Raw genomic sequence first — 17,150 nt, 5'->3', positions numbered from 1 at the left:
TTCCGGGCGCTCACGGCCCTCTCAGACCTGGGCGCTTCCTCGATCGCCGCCGGAGTCCTGGCGCGCCGGCGACCCGTGGTCCGGCTGCTCGAGTCGACCCAGGCCGATTCCCGCGCCGTGGCCCGGATGCAGAGACTTCGCGAGGAATTCGGCCGCGGGCCCGTCGAACTGGCGTTGCCCGGACGGCGGATCGTGGTGATCCTCGACCCCGAGGACGTCGGCCGGGTGCTCGACCACGCGCCCGACCCGTTCCACCCCGCGAATCTGGAAAAACGCAAGGCGCTGCAATGGTTTCAGCCCCACGGCGTGCTGATCACCCGGGGGGCCATCCGGGCGCGGCGCCGCGCCCTCAACGAGGCGGCGCTGGACGCCGGCGCCGAACTGCACCGCATGGCAGGTCAGTTCGCGTCCGTCATCGCCGAAGAGGCCGAGGCCATCGCCGCCGCGGCGCTGCGGGACGGGCGGTTGGAGTCCTTCGAGTTCATGCGCGGCTGGTGGCGACTGGTCCGCCGCCTGGCGTTCGGCGACGCCGCCCGCACCGACGAGCGGATCACCGATCAGCTGCTGCGGCTGCGCAAGGCGGGCAACTGGTCGTTTCTGTCGTTGCCGCACTACCGCCGGCGCGCCCAGTTCTTCGACCAGCTGTATCGCTACGTCGAAAACCCGCAACCGGGAACCCTTTCCGCCGCGCTCGCGGAGCTACCGGCCGGCGGCGCCGTCGACCCGGTGGGGCAGATGCCGCAGTGGATCTTCGCCTTCGACGCCGCCGGCATGGCGCTGTGCCGCGCGCTGGCGCTGCTGTCCACACACCCCGAGCAGCTCGCCCGCGCGCTCGCCGACGCCGACGACCCCGACGCGCCGCTGCCGCGGCCGTTCCTGCGGGCCAGCATGCTGGAAAGCGTGCGGCTGTGGCCCACCACGCCGACGATCCTGCGTGACACCACCGAGGACACCGCGTGGCGCGACGGCCCGCAGCGGTTCACGGTGGCCGCGGGTGCGGGCCTGATGATCGTGACGCCGGCGTTCCACCGCGACGACCAGCTGCTGCCCTTCGCCAACCAGTTCGCGCCCGACATCTGGCTCGACGGGACCGCGCACCGGTACCGGCAACTGGTGCCGTTCAGCGCGGGACCGGCCGAATGCCCGGGGCGGAACCTGGTGTTGTTCACGACCAGCACGCTGATCGCTCAGCTGCTCAGCCGGTTGCGGCTGGCACTGGTGTCGACCCCGCAGCTCTCCGCGGAGCGCCCGCTGCCGGTGACGCTGAACCAGCTCACCCTGGAATGGGGCCGTCACACCCGCCGCGCTGACGGTCGGGCGCTGACGGTGGACGTCGCGCCCGGCACCATCGTCGCCTACACCGACATCGCGTGCGCCTGGGCGACCCTCGCCCTGCACCGGCTCTACCGGGCGCGCGACGAGGCGAACCTGACCGGCGAACTCCGCGTGGATCTACGGCTTTTCGCGCTCGAAGACGTCAACCAGTTCGCGATCCCCAAGCGCCTCCTCGATGCCGAGATCCCCGTCGTCGGCGCGCTGGAACCCGATTTCGGTTGGACGCCATGGCAAGCCGACCCGTCGACCTGGCCCATCACCACCATGCCCGCCAACGAGGCGGTGCAGGCCGCCAAGCACCAGTCGCTGCGCGCCGGCGAGGAACTCGACATGGCGCTGCGGCACGCCTTTTTCACCGACAACCGGCCGATCGCCTTGCACCACGAGATCGTCACCGTCGCCCAGCGGTGCCCCTCGGTCGACGCCGACCGGCTGGCGGCGGACCTGGACAGCGGCAGCGCCCGCGCCCAGATGATGCGCGACTATCGCGCCCACGCCTCCGACGTCCAGGGCAGCCCGCATTTCTTCCTCGCCGACGGGTCCGACGTCCACAACCCGGGCATCACCCTGCATTGGGTGGGCACCGGCAGCGCGGGCTTCCCGGTCGTCGACCATGACGACCGGGAAGCCATTGCCGAACTCGTCCGCCGCGCGGCCCGACCCGAATAGCTGCGGTGAGTTCGATTGCCGCTCAGGCTGATTCGAGCTGACGCAGATACTCGTGGCACTTGTGGGCGCGCGCCGAGTCCTGCTTCATCACGTCTTCGAAGAATGCGGCGACGTCGTCGAGGCCGGCGTTTTTGGCGTCCCGGACGTACTGCCCGTAGTCGTGGCCGGCCTTCAACGTGTGGTACTGCACCGAGATCAGATCGAAGGTGACGTCGTCGAAGCCGGTTTCTCCCGTTGCCATGGTGTGCTCCTCATGAGTGGTGGTGTCGTACGGCCCGCAAATACCCGGTGTGTCGCGGCCAAAACGCTTTCGCGGGAATCGATTTCGCGCCACCGGCAGCGGTGCGGCACTTCGTTTGGTGGCTAAGTTTGGGCGCCCGCCACCCGGGTAGCCAGGCTTGGATACCCACTGCGCGAAAGGCGGTGCGGCTGATGAATCCCGTGAGCCGTTGCCTGATGACCACGCTCGCGCTCGGCTGCCTGGCAGCGCCCACGCAGGCGGCCGCCGACCCGGGCCCGCGGATCTATCCCGGCATGACCGTCTGGCAGGGGGCGACCCGGTGCGTGGTCGGCTTCGTCGAACCGTCGCTGCGGATCGCGATGACGTCGGGCGGCTGCGACGGCGAATCGCCGGTCACCGACAGCCGCGGGGGCACCGTCGGGTCCGTGGTCGTCGCCCGCCACAACATCACCGGCACCGCCGCGTTGGACGGCTCGTCGCGCGCGGTCGAGTACGAGGCGATCGGCGTGGACCCGGCCGTGGCGGCCGCCGACACGTTGCCCGACGGGCGACGGCTGCGGCTGGATCCCGCGTCGCGGGTTGAGGCCGGCGCGGCGGTCTGCGTGCTGCGGTCCTCCGCGGTGCAGCGGTGCGGCCACGTCACCGCGGTCGGCGGCGGCCGGTTCACCATGGCCGACCTGAGGGCCGAGCAGGCCGCCCCGGACGGCGGCTGCGGCCCGGTCTACACCCTGGCCGACGACGGCCGGGCCACCATCGTCGGGCTCTGCGACGGCGCGGACGGCGCGGCGCTGCGCGCCGAGTCGTGGCGGGCCGTCATGCAACAGCTCTTCGTCGACACGCGTGACGTCGGGGCGCCGCAACCGCTCCTCGTCGGGCGCGTCACCGCGCGCTGACCTCGCGGCCCGCGCCGCCGGGCGCGCCGTCGGCCCACGTAGACTCGTCTGGCGGAAGAGCAACAGAAGAGGTACGGACAGCGATGAGCGGCCATTCCAAGTGGGCCACCACCAAGCACAAGAAAGCCGTCATCGACGCCCGCCGCGGCAAGATGTTCGCCCGGCTGATCAAGAACATCGAGGTCGCGGCCCGCGTCGGCGGCGGTGACCCGGCGGGCAACCCGACCCTCTACGACGCCATTCAGAAGGCCAAGAAGAGCTCGGTCCCCAACGACAACATCGAAAAGGCCCGCAAGCGCGGGGCGGGCGAGGAAGCCGGCGGCGCCGACTGGCAGACCATCACCTATGAGGGTTACGCGCCCAACGGCGTCGCGGTGCTGATCGAGTGCCTGACCGACAACCGCAACCGGGCCGCCAGCGAGGTGCGGGTGGCGATGACCCGCAACGGCGGCACCATGGCCGATCCCGGGTCGGTGGCCTACCTGTTCTCCCGCAAGGGCGTCATCACCCTGGAGAAGAACGGCCTCACCGAGGACGACGTGCTGGCCGCGGTTCTCGACGCCGGCGCCGAGGACGTCACGGACCTGGGCGACAGCTTCGAGATCATCAGCGAGCCCGGTGACCTGGTGGCGGTGCGCACCGCGCTGCAGGAGGCCGGCATCGACTACGACTCCGCCGAGGCGGGGTTCCAGCCGTCGGTGACGGTGCCCCTGGACGCCGACGGCGCGCAGAAGGTGATGAAGCTGGTCGACGCGCTGGAGGACAGCGACGACGTGCAGGACGTCTTCACCAACGCCGACATCCCGGACGAGATCCTGGCGCAGATCGAGGCGTAACCCCCGGCGTCAGTTGTAGCCGTGGCGCATGTCGTCGACGACGCGCGGGTGCTCCAGCGTCGACGGCTCGAGGTCGCGGGGCGCGACGTCGCCGGCGAACACGGTGGCGGCATCCAGCACCCGCTGGTCGAGGAAGCGCAGCGGGGGAGCGCCGGCCGGCAGCGTCGGAACCGGCGCGGCGCCGGACCGCCGGGCCAGCGCGAATCCCCAGTCCCCGAAGGTCGGCACGTGCACGTGGTACGGGGTGACCGCGCAGCCGGCGGCCCGGATCGTCGACACCGTGCGCCAGAACGCCGTCGGGGTCGAGAAGGGGCTGCCCGACTGCACCACCAACAGCCCGTCGGGCGCCAGTGCGCCGGCCGCCAGGGCGTAGAACTCGGTGGAGTACAGCCGGCCCAGCGCGGGGGTGTCGGGATCGGGAAGGTCGACGATGACCGCGTCGAACCCCGCGGCCGGGCGCAGCTCCGGGTGCGGGGTGCGCAGCCAGCTCATCGCGTCGCCGATCACCAGCCCCACCCGCGGGTTGTCGAGTGCGCCGGCGTTGGCGTCGCGCAACGTGGTGCGGGCGATGTCGATCACCGCGGCGTCGAGTTCGACCTGCACGATCGCGGTGATGCCCGGCTGGCGGAGCAGCTCGCGCGCGGCCAGGCCGTCGCCGCCGCCGAGCACCAGCACCGAGCGCGCGCCGCCGGCGCGGCCCCCGAGCGCCGGGTACACCAGGCTCTCGGTGTAGCGGTACTCGTCGCGGGTGGAGAACTGCAGGCCCCCGTCGAGGTAGAGGCGGGTGTCGTTGTCGCGGCGGGTCACCACGATCTCCTGGTACGCGGTGTGCCGGTAGGCGATGATCGGGTCGGCGTAGAGCCGCTGCCGGCTGGTGGTCTCGATGTCGGCCGAGCGCACCAGCAGCGTCGCGAGCACCGCGAGCGCGGCGGTGAGCGCGCACAGCGCGGTGACGAGCTGCCGCGTGGACACCACCCGCCGCAGCAGGAACACCGCCACCACCGCGGCCGCGGCCAGGTTGACGATGCCGGTGGCCGCCGCGCCGCGGATCATGCCGAGCTGCGGCAGCAGCAGGAAGGGCCACACCAGCCCGCCGAGCAGGGCGCCGAGGTAATCGGCGGCGTTGAGGTTGGCCAGCGTGCGGCCGGCGTCGGCCGCGCCCGCCACACGGCCGCGCTGCAGCAGCGTCATCAGCAGCGGCACCTCCGCACCGACCAGCGCCCCGATCAGGGCCGTGCACAGTGCCAGCACCCATGTCGAGCCGTCGCCCTCCAGGAAGGCGAACACCACGTAGAGGGCCGCCGCGGAGAGCCCGCCGACGATGCCGAGCAACGCCTCGACGGCGACGAAGGTGATGGCCGCCCGCGCCAGCAGCGGCTTGACCAGCAGGGCACCGGCCCCCAGGGCGGCGATGTAGCCCGCCACGATCAGCGAGGTGGCGACGATGCCGCCGCCGTTGAGGCTCGCCGACAGGGTCAGCAGCGCGAGTTCGTAGATGATGCCGCAGGCCGCGCACGCCGCGACGGCGGCCAGCAGGACCGCGCGCCAGCGCGCCGGCGTCCGCTCGGTGGTCATGAGACCGCGGCGGCGGTGACCCCTCCGACGGCGAGCAGGATCAGCGCCACGGCGAAGGACCCCGGGTGCAGCTGCGGTTCGTCGACATGCTCGTGGAAGCTGCCCGGGATCAGCAGGTGCATGGCCAGCAGGGCGATGCCCAGCAGCACGACACCCATCAGCCCGTATACAGCCACGCCGACCAGCCCCTGACCCAGCTGGCTGTAACTGTCGGTGATCGCGGTGATGATGACGATGGTCAGGGCGATGTACATGGCGCCGGCGACGACGACGGCGTTGGGGCGGCGTTCGACGAACACCAGCTGACGCAGCTTGCCCGGCGTCAGCACGTCCACCGCATAGAAGCCGACGAGCAGGACGCCCATCCCGACCAGGAAGTACAGGATCGTGGCGACCGCGCCCTTGAGGACGGGGTTGAGGTCGACCGTGCCGATCTCGACGGCGAGGTACATGGTTGTCTCCTTTATCGGTGGTGTGCCGTCACTTGGTTCCGCCGGGCCCGCCCGGGGTGCCGCCGGCGCCGCCCGACGGTGATCCGGGACTGAATCCGGGACCGAGGAAGACGAAGGCGCCGTGGCTGTAGCCGGCGCTGAGCGGCTCGACGCGGATGGTGCACGGATACTGCCCGTCGGGTCCGACGATGACGATGTTGTTGGGGTAGCGCAGGTACTCGGTGCTGTCACTGTCGGCGCGCGCGTCGGGCTCGGCGTAGTCGGCGAGGGTGTCCGCGACGTCGTCGGGCTTGCCGCTGCACTGATATCGGGTCCCGTTCACGTCCCGGGCGTACTGGTGGTAGTGCCCGGCGACGTAGGACGCGACGTTCTTCTGCAGCAGGATGATTCCGAAGACCAGGCACAGCGTGGCCGCCAGCGCCAGCACGCCGGCGATGACGAAGAGCCGGTTGCGGCTCACGGTCGCCACCGGCTCGCGGTGTGCACCACCGTCCCGCCCCCCGACGCCCCGGGGTACAGGTGCCACGTCTGCCAGCGCCAGCCGGGCCCGTCGGGCTCGGCGGCCAGGACGGTCAGCGCGGCGTCGTCGCCGGGAAAGCTGCCGCCCAGCCACCCGGGTTCTGCGGCGCACCGCTCGCGCAGAGTGCGGGCGAGGCGCCGGAAACCGGGCTCGTCGCGGGCCTCGGTGCGCGAGTGCAGAAGGTAGCCGGGGCCGGCGGTGCGCCGCGGCAGATCGGCGCCGGCGCTGCGGGCGGAGCAGGACACCTCCTCGGAGAACCGGCCCGCGGCGTGCTCGACGGCCACCACGTGGGAGGCGCCGAGCACGCCGAGCAGCACGGCGCCGCCGCCCGGGTGCTCGAGGCGGCAGGTGGCCAGCGGCGCGGGGACCGGCGCGTTGAGGGCCAGGCCGAGGCGCTCCCCGGACACGTCCGTGGGGGTCACCGCGAGGTGGTGGAGGGGCACCGGAGCTCCCGCGCCCTACGCGGGGGTGGGCGGGGGCGCCGGATACACGGTCAGCTCGCCCGGCACCACGGGTTTGCCGGTGGAGATCTCCCACGGCATGTCGGGGGCCCACCGTTCGAACGAGAGCAGCGCGGTCTCGTCGGCGTTGGTGCAGTCGACGAACTCCATCTCGCCGCCGGCCGGCAACCCGGTGGTGCCCTCGGTGGTGTAGGAAGCGCGGCCCCGCTCCGACTCGTGGAACGCCACCCCGTCGACGACGTAGGGGTCCCCGGGCCGCAGCCACAAATCCTTGCGGGTCACCCACATGGCCAGCTCGAGGCGCCCGTCGTCCTCCTCGACGCTGAACCAGATCGGCTGGTCGCCGCCCTCGAGCAGGTGTTCCCACCACACGAACGGGCCCTCACGGAAGGTGACCGAGCCGCGGACGATGTAGTCCACGCCGCCGTAGCTGACGATGGCGCCGGGGCCCAGCTGCCGAGGCCCGAACTGCGGTAGCGCGTCGGCGGCCAGCGGGTCTGGTCGGCCGGCCGGCGGGGCCGGGCGCTTGGGCCGCCGCAAAGCGATCACGAGGACCACGATGGACGCGATGAACAGCACGATGGCGACGATGACCAGCAGAGATCCCACGCTACTTGTTCCATCCCGACGAGGCTTGAGCGAACGTGTGGGGCTAAAGCTAACAGCTTTGGCCCGGTCGGGTGCCTAAACCTCGCGACCGGCAATCGGCCACGTCGCCGCGTGTCCTGCCCGGGCCGGTCACCGCGCGCCGCTAGGGTATCGAACAGCTGTTCTACAGGTGGGAGCCGGAATGCGCGTGATGGGCGTCGATCCCGGGCTGACCCGATGCGGGCTGTCGGTGGTCGAGAGCGGGAGCGGGCGACGCGTGGTCGCCCTGGACGTCGACGTGGTGCGCACCCCGTCGGACGCGCCGCTGGCCGAGCGCCTGCTGCAGCTCAGCGACGCGGTCGAACACTGGCTGGCCACCCACCAGCCGGAGGTCGTCGCCGTCGAGCGGGTGTTCTCCCAGCTCAACGTCTCGACCGCGATGGGCACCGCCCAGGCCGGCGGCGTCGTCGCGCTGGCGGCGGCCAAGCGCGGTATCGCCGTGCACTTCCACACCCCCAGCGAGGTCAAGGCCGCGGTCACCGGCAACGGCGCGGCCGACAAGGCCCAGGTCACCGCGATGGTGACCCGAATCCTGGGGCTGCAGACGAAGCCGACGCCGGCCGACGCGGCGGACGCGCTGGCCCTGGCGATCTGCCACTGCTGGCGGGCCCCGATGATCGCCCGGATGGCGGCGGCCGAGGCGCTGGCCGCGCGGCACCGGCAGGCCTACCGGGCAAAGCTGGACGCCACGCGCAGGGCCGCGCGATGATCGCCTCGGTGCGCGGTGAGGTGCTCGAGGTGGCGCTCGACCACGCGGTGATCGAGGCCGCCGGCGTGGGCTACCGGGTGAACGCGACGCCGTCGACGCTGGCGACCCTGCGGACCGGGGCGGAGGCCCGCCTGCTCACCGCGATGATCGTGCGGGAGGACTCGATGACGCTGTACGGCTTCACCGACGCCGACGACCGGGACCTGTTCTCGACGCTGCTGTCCGTCTCCGGCGTCGGCCCCCGGCTGGCGATGGCGACGCTGGCCGTGCACGACGCCGCCGCGCTGCGCCGGGCGCTGCACGACAGCGACGTGACGGCGCTGACCCGGGTGCCGGGGATCGGCAAGCGCGGCGCCGAACGGATGATCGTGGAGCTGCGCGACAAGATCGGCCCGGTGGATGCCGCGGCGGGCGGCGCGGCCGCCCCCGCCGTCCGCAACGGCCACGCCGTCCGCGGCCCGGTGGTCGAGGCCCTGGTCGGCCTCGGCTTCGTCGGCAAGCAGGCCGAGGAGGCGACGGACAAGGTGCTCGCCTCCGACCCGGAGGCCACCACCTCCGGCGCCCTGCGCGCCGCCCTGTCCCTGCTGGGCAAGTCGCGATGAGCGAGTTTCCGGACGGCTACGCCGAGCGCGACGTATCGGCGGCTCTGGTCCCCGGGGAGGGGGACATCGACGTCGGCCTGCGCCCCCGGTCGCTGCGCGAGTTTATCGGCCAGCCGCGGGTGCGCGAGCAGTTGCAGCTGGTCATCGAGGGCGCGAAGAACCGGGGCGGCACCCCCGACCACATCCTGCTGTCCGGGCCGCCGGGCCTGGGCAAGACGTCGCTGGCCATGATCATCGCCGCCGAGCTCGGGTCGTCGCTGCGGATGACGTCCGGCCCGGCGTTGGAGCGCGCCGGAGACCTGGCCGCCATGCTGTCGAACCTGGTCGAGCATGACGTGCTGTTCATCGACGAGATCCACCGCATCGCGCGGCCCGCCGAGGAGATGCTGTACCTGGCGATGGAGGACTTCCGGATCGACGTGGTGGTCGGCAAGGGCCCCGGCGCCACCTCGATACCGTTGGAGGTGGCGCCGTTCACCCTGGTCGGCGCCACCACGCGCTCCGGCGCGCTCACCGGCCCGCTGCGGGACCGGTTCGGGTTCACCGCCCACATGGACTTCTACGAGCCGAGCGAGCTGGAGCGGGTGCTGGCCCGCTCCGCCGGGATCCTGGGCATCGAGGTGGGCGCCGACGCGGCCGAGGAGATCGCCCGGCGCTCGCGCGGCACGCCGCGGATCGCCAACCGGCTGCTGCGCCGGGTCCGCGACTTCGCCGAGGTGCGGGCGGACGGAGTGATCACCCGCGACGTCGCGAAGGCGGCGCTGCAGGTCTATGACGTCGACGAGCTGGGCCTGGACCGGCTGGACCGGGCGGTGTTGTCGGCGCTGACCCGCAGTTTCGGCGGCGGCCCGGTGGGCGTCTCGACGCTGGCGGTGGCGGTGGGGGAGGAGGCCGCCACCGTCGAGGAGGTGTGCGAGCCGTTTCTGGTGCGCGCCGGGATGGTCGCCCGCACGCCGCGCGGGCGGGTGGCCACGGCCCAGGCGTGGACCCACCTGGGCATGGCGCCGCCCGCGGCGGTGACGGCGCTGGGTCAGCCCGGGCTGTTCGAGTAACTCGTGCGAGGAGGATTCCGGTGCTCACTGGCGGTTTGATCGTCGCCGCGCTGGCGGCGTTACTGCACGTTTACATCTTCGTGATGGAATCGTTGACCTGGACCTCACCGCGCACCCGCGCCACCTTCGGCACCACCGCCGAGGAGGCCGAAACCACCAAGTTGCTGGCCTTCAACCAGGGTTTCTACAACCTGTTCCTCGCGATCGTCACCGGAGTGGGTATCGCCGCAATCGCGTTGGGACACAACGCCGTTGGGGCGGCGCTCGTCTTCGCCGGCGTCGGCTCGATGGCCGCCGCCGCGGTGGTACTGCTGGCGTCCGCGCGGGACAAGGCCCGCGCCGCGGTGACGCAGGGGGCGTTTCCGGTGCTCGCGATCGTGCTGTTGCTGATCGGTCACATCGCGTAACAGCAGCCTCACCAGCCGCAGTGGCCACGGGCCGGCGCAGCCGCCCAGGTTACTTCTGCAAAGTGCCGGGTAATCAGGCGTCGCCGGAGAACCGCCCGGTATCTAGCGAGGAGATGTCATGAAATACGCAGAGGACGACCGCGCGCGCGGGCTCAGGATGCCTCGATCGCGTGGCGCGGTCAGCGGATTGCTGCTGGTCATCTTGGGGGCGTGGGGGGCGCTGATTCCCTTCGTCGGTCCGCGCTTCAACTTCGCCTACACGCCCGACCGCGACTGGGCGTGGAGCGCCGCCCGCGGCTGGCTCGAGGTGCTGCCCGGCGCCGCCGCCGTGGTGGGCGGCCTCTTGCTGATCCTGGCCGGCCACCGTGCCACCGCGATGGTGGGCGGCTGGCTGGCCGTGCTGGCCGGCGCCTGGTTCGTGGTCGGAAACCAGGTGGCGCCGCTGCTGGGTATCGGCTCGGCCGGCGACCCGATCGCGGCGACCGACCGGAAGCGGGCCGCCCTCGAGCTGTCCTACTTCTCGGGCCTGGGCGCGCTGATCATCCTGCTCGCCGGCATGGCGCTGGCCCGCACGGCCGTGCGGTTGGCGCGTGACGTGCAACCCGTGGCGGCGGCTCCGGCCGTCGAGCCGTACCGCGAGGCCAACTACGAGCAGTCCGAGGTGTCCTCGAGCGCGCTGACCCGGCCGCGGGTTCCCGCCGCCGAGGTGGCCGAGCCCGAGCCGCCCAAGCGGGGCTGGCGGCGCCAGCGCACGCCCGCGACGGCCAGTGGCGGCAACGCCTCCTACCTGCGGTGGCCGCACCCGCAACGCTGATCACCGTCGGAAAGACGAATCGCCCAGCCCCGCGGGGGCTGGGCGATTCGCGTTGCGCGGTCAGAGCAGGCCGAGCAGCTCCAGGTTGGTGATGTACTGGACGATCACCGGCGCGGACACGTGCGGGATGTCCTTGTCCGGCCCGATCTTTGCCTCCTGCACCGCGGCGCGGAAGCGGTCCGTCGGCGCCATCGACCCGGTGATCGGCTTTTCCGGGTGCTGGTAGTTGTGCAGCAGCGGCAGCAACGAGTACTGGCGTTGCCGGTCCGGGAGGGCCCGCATCGCGCCCTCGAACCGCTGCAGCCACTCGCCGTAGTCGGCGATGCGCTGGATCGAGTAGCCGGCCTCCACCAGCCAGTCGACGTACTCGTCGAGCCCGATGCCGTCGTCGTAGGGGTTCATGACGTGGTAGGTCTGGAACCCCGCGGCCCCGTCGAGGGCCTGCGCCCCCAGCGTGGAGATCGCCGCGGCGATGAACTCGACCGGCAGGCCGTCGTAGTGCGACCGCTGCCGGTTGCCCTGGGCGTCCAGCTCGTAGAACGAGCCGGGCGCGATCCCGGTGGCGACCAGGCTCAACATCAGCCGGGTGAACATGTCCGGCAGGTTGAGCTGTCCGGCGTAGCTGGTGTCGGCCAGGATCATGTCGCAGCGGAACACCGCGACCGGCAGCCCGCACAGGTCGTTGGCCTCACGCAGCAGCACCTCGCCGGCCCACTTGCTGTTGCCGTAGCCGTTGGCGTAGTTGTCGTTGATCGCGCGGGTGGCGCTGATCTGCCGGATGTCGGCGTCCTCGACGAACTCGCCCGGCTTGATCTGGTCGCCGACGCCGATCGTCGACACGTAGGTGTACGGCTTGAGCTTGCTGGTCAGCGCGATGCGGATCAGCTCGGCCGTGCCCAGCGCGTTCGGCCCGAACAGCTCGCTGTACGGCAGCACGTGGTTGACCAGGGCCGCCGGGTCGACGATCAGGTCGACCGTGTCGGCCAGCCGCTGCCACGTCTGGGAGTCCAGGCCGAGGTTGGCCTCGCCCTTGTCGCCGGCGATCACCTCGAGGTGGTCGGCAGCCAGCTTGCGGTAGTGCTCCAGCAGCCTGGGGTCCCCGCTGTCGAAGGTCTTGTCGAGCCGGGCCCGGGCCTCGGCGTCGCTTTTCGCGCGGACCAGGGCAATCACCTTGCCGTCGACGAGGTCCATCCGCTCGAGCCACTCCAGCGCCAGGTAGCGCCCCAGGAAGCCGGTCGCGCCGGTGAGCAGCACGGTCCGCACCTCGGTGGTGGGCCTGGGCAGGGTCGGCGCGGCGCTCAGGGTGGCCTCGTCGAGGAACTTGTCCAACGTCAGGTCGCTGGCGTGCACCGTGGTGGCACCCCGGCCGTGCACGGCCGCGAACGTGGGCCGCTTGGTGCCCTGCCGCTCGGCCTCGATGTAGTTCGCGATCGCCTGCAGGTCGTTGGCCGGGCTAACGATCACGCCCACCGGCACGTCGACGTCGAAGATCTCGCGCAGCAGGTTGCCGAACGTCAACGCCGACAGTGAGTCACCACCGAGATCGGTGAAGTGCGCCTCGGGCGTCAGCTCGGAGGTCGCGGTGCCCAGCATGGCGGCCGCAGCCCGGCTGATGGTCTGCAGCACCGGCGCGTCCGCGCCGCTACGGCGCAGCTCGGCCAGCTCGTTGGCCTGGCCCTCGGCGAGCTTGGCGTAGAGCTCCTCGAGGCGGTCGCCGTAGTGCGCCTTGAGCTTGGGCCAGGCCAGCTTACGGATCCCCGTCAGCAGCCCGTTCTCCAGCGTGAACGGCTCGGTCTCGATGATGAAGTCGCGCGGCACCTCGTAGGACTGCAGGTTGGCCTGCCGGGCGACGGTCTGCAGCGAGTCGGCGATCTTGCCCTTGAGCTCGTCGCCGTCCCAGCGCTGCAGCGCCTCCTCGGTGGGCACCACGACCGCCAGCAGGTAGGGCTGGGCGCTGTTGCCGTAGACGTAGATCTGTCGCACCAGCGGGCTGTTGCCGAACTCGGCCTCCAGCTTGGCCAGGGTCACGAACTCGCCTTGGGCCAGCTTGAGCACGTTGTTGCGCCGGTCGACGTAGACCAGCCGGTCGGGAGCCGTCTCGGCGAACACGTCACCGGTGCGGTAGTAGCCGTCCTCGTCGAAGACGCTGGCGGTGGTCTCGGCCCGCTTGTAGTAGCCCGGGAACATGTTCTCGGTCTTGAGCAGCAGTTCCCCGCGCGGGTACGGGCGGTCGGTGCTGAAGTAACCCAGGTCCGGCACGTCGACGAGCTTGTAGTCGACCACGGGCGGTCGCTGGATCTCGCCGTCGAACAGGACCATCCCGGCCTCGGTCGAGCCGTAGCCGTCGAGCAGGTCCATCTGCAGCAGGGACACGACCCAGTTGCGCAGTTCAGGTGAGGTGGGCGCCGAGCCCGTCATCGCGAAGATGTAGCGCCCGCCCAGCAGGTACTGGCGCTGCTCCTCGAGGACCTCCTCCTCGACGGCCTTGCGGGCCTGGCTGTCGGCGTTGTCGGGCAGCCGCCGCTCGACCTGGCGCTGGTATTCACCGAACAGCGTCTCCCAGATGCGCGGGACGAAGTTCAGCTCGGTGGGCCGGACCAGCTCGAGGTCCTGCAGCAGGGTCGACAGGTCGCTGCGGGCCGCGAAGTACGCGGTGCCGCCGTTGCCCAGCGTGCCGTAGAGGATGCCGCGGCCCATGACGTGGCTCATCGGCATGAAGTTGAGCGTGATCGACGCGGCGCTCTCCCCGAACCAGTTCTTGCTGCCGCGGCGCCACATCTTGCCGACGTTGCTCTGCGGGTACATCGCGCCCTTGGGCGCGCCGGTGCTGCCCGAGGTGTAGATCAGCAGGGCCAGCGGGTCGTCCTCGGTGGTGGCGGGCGGCTCGGCGGCGGGCAGTTGCCGCCCGCGCTCCAAGACCTCGGCCAGCGTCTCGACGGCGACCCCGGCGTCGCTCAGGCGCGCGCGGGTGTCCTCGACGGCCTCGCGCTCGTCGTCCACCTCGGGGTGGTAGTCGAAGACAACCAGCTTGGCGGGCCGGTGGTCACCGCCCAGGATCAGCTCGACGGCGTCGTTCAACTGGGCGACGCTGGCGCCGACCAGGATTGGCTCGGTCTCGGCCACGATCGGCTGCAGGCCGGTGATCGACGCGCTGGTCTGCAGCGGCACGGAGACCGCGCCGATCTGTCCCAGCGCCATGTCGATGGTCGCGTAGTCCACGCTGTTGAAGCCCAGGACGCACACGCGGTCGCCGGGGCGCACGGACTCGGTGGCCCAGGCGCGGCCCAGCGCGGACACGCGCTCGTTCACCTCGCCGTAGGTGAAGGTCTCGAAGCGGTCCAGCAGCTCGAAGGTGGTGCGGCCGGTGGCCGGGTCCTTGACGTACTCGACGGAGCGCTGTCCCAGCGCCGGGCGGTCCGCGTAGCCCTCCAACACGGTCTGGATGATCTGCGGCAGCCGCAGGCCGGGCTGCTCGAGGGCGTCGGTGATCGCCTGGTCCGGCTTGGCGGCGGCGAACTGCGGGTCGTTGGCGGTGAGGTCTTCGACGCGGCGGGCCAGCCGCTCGTCGAGGTTGGTGGTCGACATAGACAGTTCCCCTTGCAAATAAAAGATAGTTAGTTAAATCTGCGCTACGCGCTGACACTTAGAACGTTAGCTAAAGTAACCTTATTCCTCCACGACCTGCCCGAGTGTTGGCGGTGTGAGATTGCCCACCAGGGGCGATGGCCGGCTCTAGAGTTCGTGCAGCAGTTGGGCCAGGACGTCGATCCCTTCGGCCAACAGCTCGTCGGTGATGGTCAGCGGGGGCAGCAGCCGGATGACGTTGCCGAACATGCCGCAGGTCAGCACGACGACGCCGGCCGCGTGCGCGGCGGTGGACAGCTTCTGGGTGAGTTCCGCGTCGGGCTCGGCGGTTCCAGATTTCACCAATTCGATGGCGATCATGGCGCCGCGGCCGCGGACATCGCCGATTCGGTCATCACTGGCCTGTAGCCGCAACAACGGTTCCGTGATGAGTCGTTCCAATTGTCGGGCTCGCTCGATCAAGCCGTCGTTCTCGATCGTGGCGATGGTGGCCAGGGCGGCCGCACAGGCAATGGGGTTACCGCCGAAGGTGCCCCCCAAACCGCCGACGTGCGGCGCGTCCAGGATCTGCGCGCGGCCGGTGACCGCGGACAGTGGCAGCCCGTCGGCGATGCCCTTTGCGGTGCAGATCAGGTCGGGTTCGATGCCCTCGTGTTCGCAGGCGAACATGGCGCCGGTGCGGGCGAACCCGCTCTGCACCTCGTCGGCGATGAACACCACGTCGTTCTTGCGGCACCACGCGAGCAGCGCGGGCAGGAAGCCTTCGGCCGGGACGATGAACCCGCCCTCGCCCTGAATGGGCTCGATGACAAGGGCGGCCAGGTTGTCGGCGCCGACCTGGTTCTCGATGACGCCGATGGCGCGGGCGGCGGCCTTCTCGCCGTCGGTGGCCAGCTCCTTGTCCAGCAGCCCGTCGCGGTAGGGATAGGACAGCGGCGCCCGATAGACCTCCGGCGCGAACGGGCCGAAGCCGTTCTTGTAGGGCTTGGACTTGGCGGTGAGCGCCATCGTCAGGTTGGTGCGGCCGTGGTACGCGTGGTCGAACGCGACGACGGCCGGCTTGCGCGTGAAGGACCGCGCAACCTTGACGGCGTTCTCGACCGCCTCGGCGCCAGAGTTGAACAGCACGGAGCGCTTCTCGCCTGTGCCGGGGGTGATGCGGTTGAGCTCCTCGGCGACGGCGACGTACTGCTCGTACGGCGTCACCATGAAGCACGTGTGGGTGAACTCGGCCACCTGCGCGCGCACCGCGTCGACGACCTTCGGCGACGAGTTGCCGATGGTGGTCACGGCGATGCCCGAGCCCAGGTCGATGAGCCGGTTGCCGTCGACGTCCTCGAGGATGCCGCCGCCCGCGCGGGCCACGAACACCGGCACCGAGACGTTGACGCCGTGCGAGACCGCGGCGGCCCGTCGCTTGTTGAGTTCGAGCGACGCCGGCCCGGGAATCTCGGTGACCAGTTGGCGAGTTTGTTCGAGGCTGGCCACCACATCCCCCTTCACGGGCCGCGCGCGTCGCGGCCACCACGAGCCTATCCGGCGTGGCGCCGGCCGGCCTCCCGTGCACCGGCCCGGTCGGCCGCCGCCCGCGGCCTGCCAAACTAGGGGCACACTGGACCGTCGGTACAGGTGTGCGTCCGAGCCGCGCCGCCCCGACGGGGGTACCCGAAAATTCACGACGGAAGGCAGGCACGTCCATGGAGAGCTTGATCATGTTCTTGCCGTTCGTGCTCATCATGGGCGGCTTCATGTACTTCGCGTCGCGGCGCCAGAAGCGCGCGATGCAGGCGACCATCGACCTGCACGAGTCGTTGCGCCCGGGTGACCGGGTGCACACGACGTCGGGGCTGCAGGGCACGGTCGTCGCGATCACCGACGACGACGTCGACCTGGAGATCGCGCCCGGGGTGGTGACCACCTGGATGAAGCTGGCGATCCGCGACCGGATCACCGACGACGCCGACCTTGACGACGAGCACGCCGACGGTGTGGCCGAGGCGGGTGGCCCGGTCGATCAGAGCCGGGTGATCGAGGATTCCTGACCGGGCACGTAGGCTCTGTCCGGGTTAGAAAGCGATTCTCGAGGAGATATAAGGAACGTGGCATCGTCTTCGGCGCCGGTGCACCCTGCCCGCTACCTGTCGGTTTTCCTGCTGTTGCTGGTCGGCGTTTACCTGCTGGTGTTTCTCACGGGGGACAAGCGGGCGGCGCCCAAGCTGGGCATCGACCTGCAGGGCGGCACCCGCGTCACCCTCACCGCGCGCACGCCGGACGGCTCGCGCCCCAGCCGTGAGGCGCTGGCCCAGGCGCAGCAGATCATCAGCGCCCGGGTGAACGGGCTCGGTGTCTCG

17 protein-coding genes and 1 pseudogene are annotated in these 17,150 nt (G+C 71.0%); 10 read left to right on the top strand and 8 right to left on the bottom strand.

From position 1 onward, the window contains the following. The first annotated feature begins 126 nt into the window (after positions 1-126). Positions 127-2,004 carry a cytochrome P450 gene (locus A5700_RS26865; RefSeq protein WP_231973871.1) on the top strand — a complete coding sequence of 626 codons (1,878 nt, stop codon included), beginning with the start codon at positions 127-129 and terminating at the stop codon, positions 2,002-2,004. A gap of 22 nt (positions 2,005-2,026) precedes the next feature. Here the strand turns inward: A5700_RS26865 and A5700_RS05810 are convergent, their stop codons facing one another. After that, positions 2,027-2,245 (bottom strand): acyl carrier protein, encoded by a 219-nt coding sequence (locus A5700_RS05810; RefSeq protein ID WP_068072419.1) that lies wholly within the window; start codon positions 2,243-2,245, stop codon positions 2,027-2,029. A gap of 191 nt (positions 2,246-2,436) precedes the next feature. Here A5700_RS05810 and A5700_RS05805 point away from each other — a divergent pair, with 191 nt between their 5' ends. Next, positions 2,437-3,138 carry a hypothetical protein gene (locus A5700_RS05805; protein WP_068072422.1) on the top strand — a complete coding sequence of 234 codons (702 nt, stop codon included), beginning with the start codon at positions 2,437-2,439 and terminating at the stop codon, positions 3,136-3,138. A gap of 83 nt (positions 3,139-3,221) precedes the next feature. Next, on the top strand, positions 3,222-3,974 hold the full coding sequence (locus A5700_RS05800) for a YebC/PmpR family DNA-binding transcriptional regulator (protein WP_068072424.1): 753 nt from the start codon (positions 3,222-3,224) through the stop codon (positions 3,972-3,974). Between the two features lie 9 nt (positions 3,975-3,983). Here the strand turns inward: A5700_RS05800 and A5700_RS05795 are convergent, their stop codons facing one another. The 5 genes from A5700_RS05795 to A5700_RS05775 are packed head-to-tail and all read right to left on the bottom strand — an operon-like array spanning position 3,984 to position 7,591. Next, positions 3,984-5,549 carry a polyamine aminopropyltransferase gene (locus tag A5700_RS05795; RefSeq protein WP_068072427.1) on the bottom strand — a complete coding sequence of 522 codons (1,566 nt, stop codon included), beginning with the start codon at positions 5,547-5,549 and terminating at the stop codon, positions 3,984-3,986. Next, the gene (locus A5700_RS05790; RefSeq protein WP_068072430.1) at positions 5,546-6,001 is read right to left on the bottom strand and encodes a DUF350 domain-containing protein; all 456 of its coding nucleotides are present in this window, start codon (positions 5,999-6,001) and stop codon (positions 5,546-5,548) included. The genes A5700_RS05795 and A5700_RS05790 overlap by 4 nt, the downstream gene beginning before the upstream one ends. A gap of 28 nt (positions 6,002-6,029) precedes the next feature. Then, the gene (locus A5700_RS05785) at positions 6,030-6,461 is read right to left on the bottom strand and encodes a DUF4247 domain-containing protein (RefSeq protein WP_068072458.1); all 432 of its coding nucleotides are present in this window, start codon (positions 6,459-6,461) and stop codon (positions 6,030-6,032) included. Next, complete coding sequence (locus A5700_RS05780) at positions 6,458-6,964, bottom strand: DUF2617 family protein (RefSeq protein WP_068204530.1); 507 nt, start codon at positions 6,962-6,964, stop codon at positions 6,458-6,460. Before A5700_RS05780 ends, A5700_RS05785 begins: the two co-directional genes overlap by 4 nt. Positions 6,965-6,979: 15 nt before the next feature. Then, positions 6,980-7,591, bottom strand: a complete 612-nt coding sequence (locus A5700_RS05775) for a DUF4178 domain-containing protein (protein WP_068072436.1) — start codon at positions 7,589-7,591, stop codon at positions 6,980-6,982. Positions 7,592-7,772: 181 nt separating this feature from the next. On the opposite strand from A5700_RS05775, the gene ruvC reads away from it, so the two are divergent. The 5 genes from ruvC (at position 7,773) to A5700_RS05750 (ending at position 11,214) form a co-directional block, all read left to right on the top strand. Continuing rightward, positions 7,773-8,339 carry a crossover junction endodeoxyribonuclease RuvC gene (gene ruvC, locus A5700_RS05770; RefSeq protein ID WP_068072439.1) on the top strand — a complete coding sequence of 189 codons (567 nt, stop codon included), beginning with the start codon at positions 7,773-7,775 and terminating at the stop codon, positions 8,337-8,339. Continuing rightward, the gene (gene ruvA / locus A5700_RS05765; protein WP_068204527.1) at positions 8,336-8,941 is read left to right on the top strand and encodes a Holliday junction branch migration protein RuvA; all 606 of its coding nucleotides are present in this window, start codon (positions 8,336-8,338) and stop codon (positions 8,939-8,941) included. Before ruvC ends, ruvA begins: the two co-directional genes overlap by 4 nt. Then, positions 8,938-9,993 carry a Holliday junction branch migration DNA helicase RuvB gene (gene ruvB / locus A5700_RS05760; RefSeq protein ID WP_068066040.1) on the top strand — a complete coding sequence of 352 codons (1,056 nt, stop codon included), beginning with the start codon at positions 8,938-8,940 and terminating at the stop codon, positions 9,991-9,993. The genes ruvA and ruvB overlap by 4 nt, the downstream gene beginning before the upstream one ends. A gap of 20 nt (positions 9,994-10,013) precedes the next feature. Beyond that, positions 10,014-10,400, top strand: coding sequence for a DUF1304 domain-containing protein (locus A5700_RS05755; RefSeq protein ID WP_068066043.1), 387 nt, complete (start codon positions 10,014-10,016; stop codon positions 10,398-10,400). A 118-nt stretch (positions 10,401-10,518) separates the two neighbouring features. Then, the gene (locus A5700_RS05750) at positions 10,519-11,214 is read left to right on the top strand and encodes a hypothetical protein (protein WP_068066046.1); all 696 of its coding nucleotides are present in this window, start codon (positions 10,519-10,521) and stop codon (positions 11,212-11,214) included. A 60-nt stretch (positions 11,215-11,274) separates the two neighbouring features. Here A5700_RS05750 and car read toward each other — a convergent pair whose 3' ends face one another. Beyond that, positions 11,275-14,799: a carboxylic acid reductase gene (gene car, locus A5700_RS05745; protein ID WP_068204524.1), complete on the bottom strand. Its 3,525-nt coding sequence runs from the start codon at positions 14,797-14,799 to the stop codon at positions 11,275-11,277. A 147-nt stretch (positions 14,800-14,946) separates the two neighbouring features. Further along, entirely contained in the window at positions 14,947-16,287 is a 1,341-nt protein-coding gene (gabT, locus tag A5700_RS05740) for a 4-aminobutyrate--2-oxoglutarate transaminase (RefSeq protein ID WP_068069873.1), read from the bottom strand. A 209-nt stretch (positions 16,288-16,496) separates the two neighbouring features. Here gabT and yajC point away from each other — a divergent pair, with 209 nt between their 5' ends. Continuing rightward, entirely contained in the window at positions 16,497-16,841 is a 345-nt protein-coding gene (gene yajC / locus A5700_RS05735) for a preprotein translocase subunit YajC (RefSeq protein WP_068069870.1), read from the top strand. Positions 16,842-16,898: 57 nt separating this feature from the next. Further along, positions 16,899-17,150, top strand: a pseudogene (locus A5700_RS05730) (protein translocase subunit SecD); the annotation flags it as partial.

It is taken from the genome of Mycobacterium sp. E1214 (assembly GCF_001666755.1).
Lineage (GTDB): Bacteria > Actinomycetota > Actinomycetes > Mycobacteriales > Mycobacteriaceae > Mycobacterium.
The sequence above is the reverse complement of the archived record's forward strand: the minus strand, read 5'-3'. Positions and strand labels throughout refer to the sequence as shown.

Bases quoted from the DNA above. Each gene is read 5' to 3' on its own strand.
- A5700_RS26865 (WP_231973871.1), top strand. From the start codon at position 127: ATGCAGAGACTTCGCGAGGAATTCGGCCGCGGGCCCGTCGAACTGGCG.
- A5700_RS05810 (WP_068072419.1), bottom strand. From the start codon at position 2,245: ATGGCAACGGGAGAAACCGGCTTCGACGACGTCACCTTCGATCTGATC.
- A5700_RS05805 (WP_068072422.1), top strand. From the start codon at position 2,437: ATGAATCCCGTGAGCCGTTGCCTGATGACCACGCTCGCGCTCGGCTGC.
- A5700_RS05800 (WP_068072424.1), top strand. From the start codon at position 3,222: ATGAGCGGCCATTCCAAGTGGGCCACCACCAAGCACAAGAAAGCCGTC.
- A5700_RS05795 (WP_068072427.1), bottom strand. From the start codon at position 5,549: ATGACCACCGAGCGGACGCCGGCGCGCTGGCGCGCGGTCCTGCTGGCC.
- A5700_RS05790 (WP_068072430.1), bottom strand. From the start codon at position 6,001: ATGTACCTCGCCGTCGAGATCGGCACGGTCGACCTCAACCCCGTCCTC.
- ruvC (WP_068072439.1), top strand. From the start codon at position 7,773: ATGCGCGTGATGGGCGTCGATCCCGGGCTGACCCGATGCGGGCTGTCG.
- ruvA (WP_068204527.1), top strand. From the start codon at position 8,336: ATGATCGCCTCGGTGCGCGGTGAGGTGCTCGAGGTGGCGCTCGACCAC.
- ruvB (WP_068066040.1), top strand. From the start codon at position 8,938: ATGAGCGAGTTTCCGGACGGCTACGCCGAGCGCGACGTATCGGCGGCT.
- A5700_RS05750 (WP_068066046.1), top strand. From the start codon at position 10,519: ATGAAATACGCAGAGGACGACCGCGCGCGCGGGCTCAGGATGCCTCGA.
- car (WP_068204524.1), bottom strand. From the start codon at position 14,799: ATGTCGACCACCAACCTCGACGAGCGGCTGGCCCGCCGCGTCGAAGAC.
- yajC (WP_068069870.1), top strand. From the start codon at position 16,497: ATGGAGAGCTTGATCATGTTCTTGCCGTTCGTGCTCATCATGGGCGGC.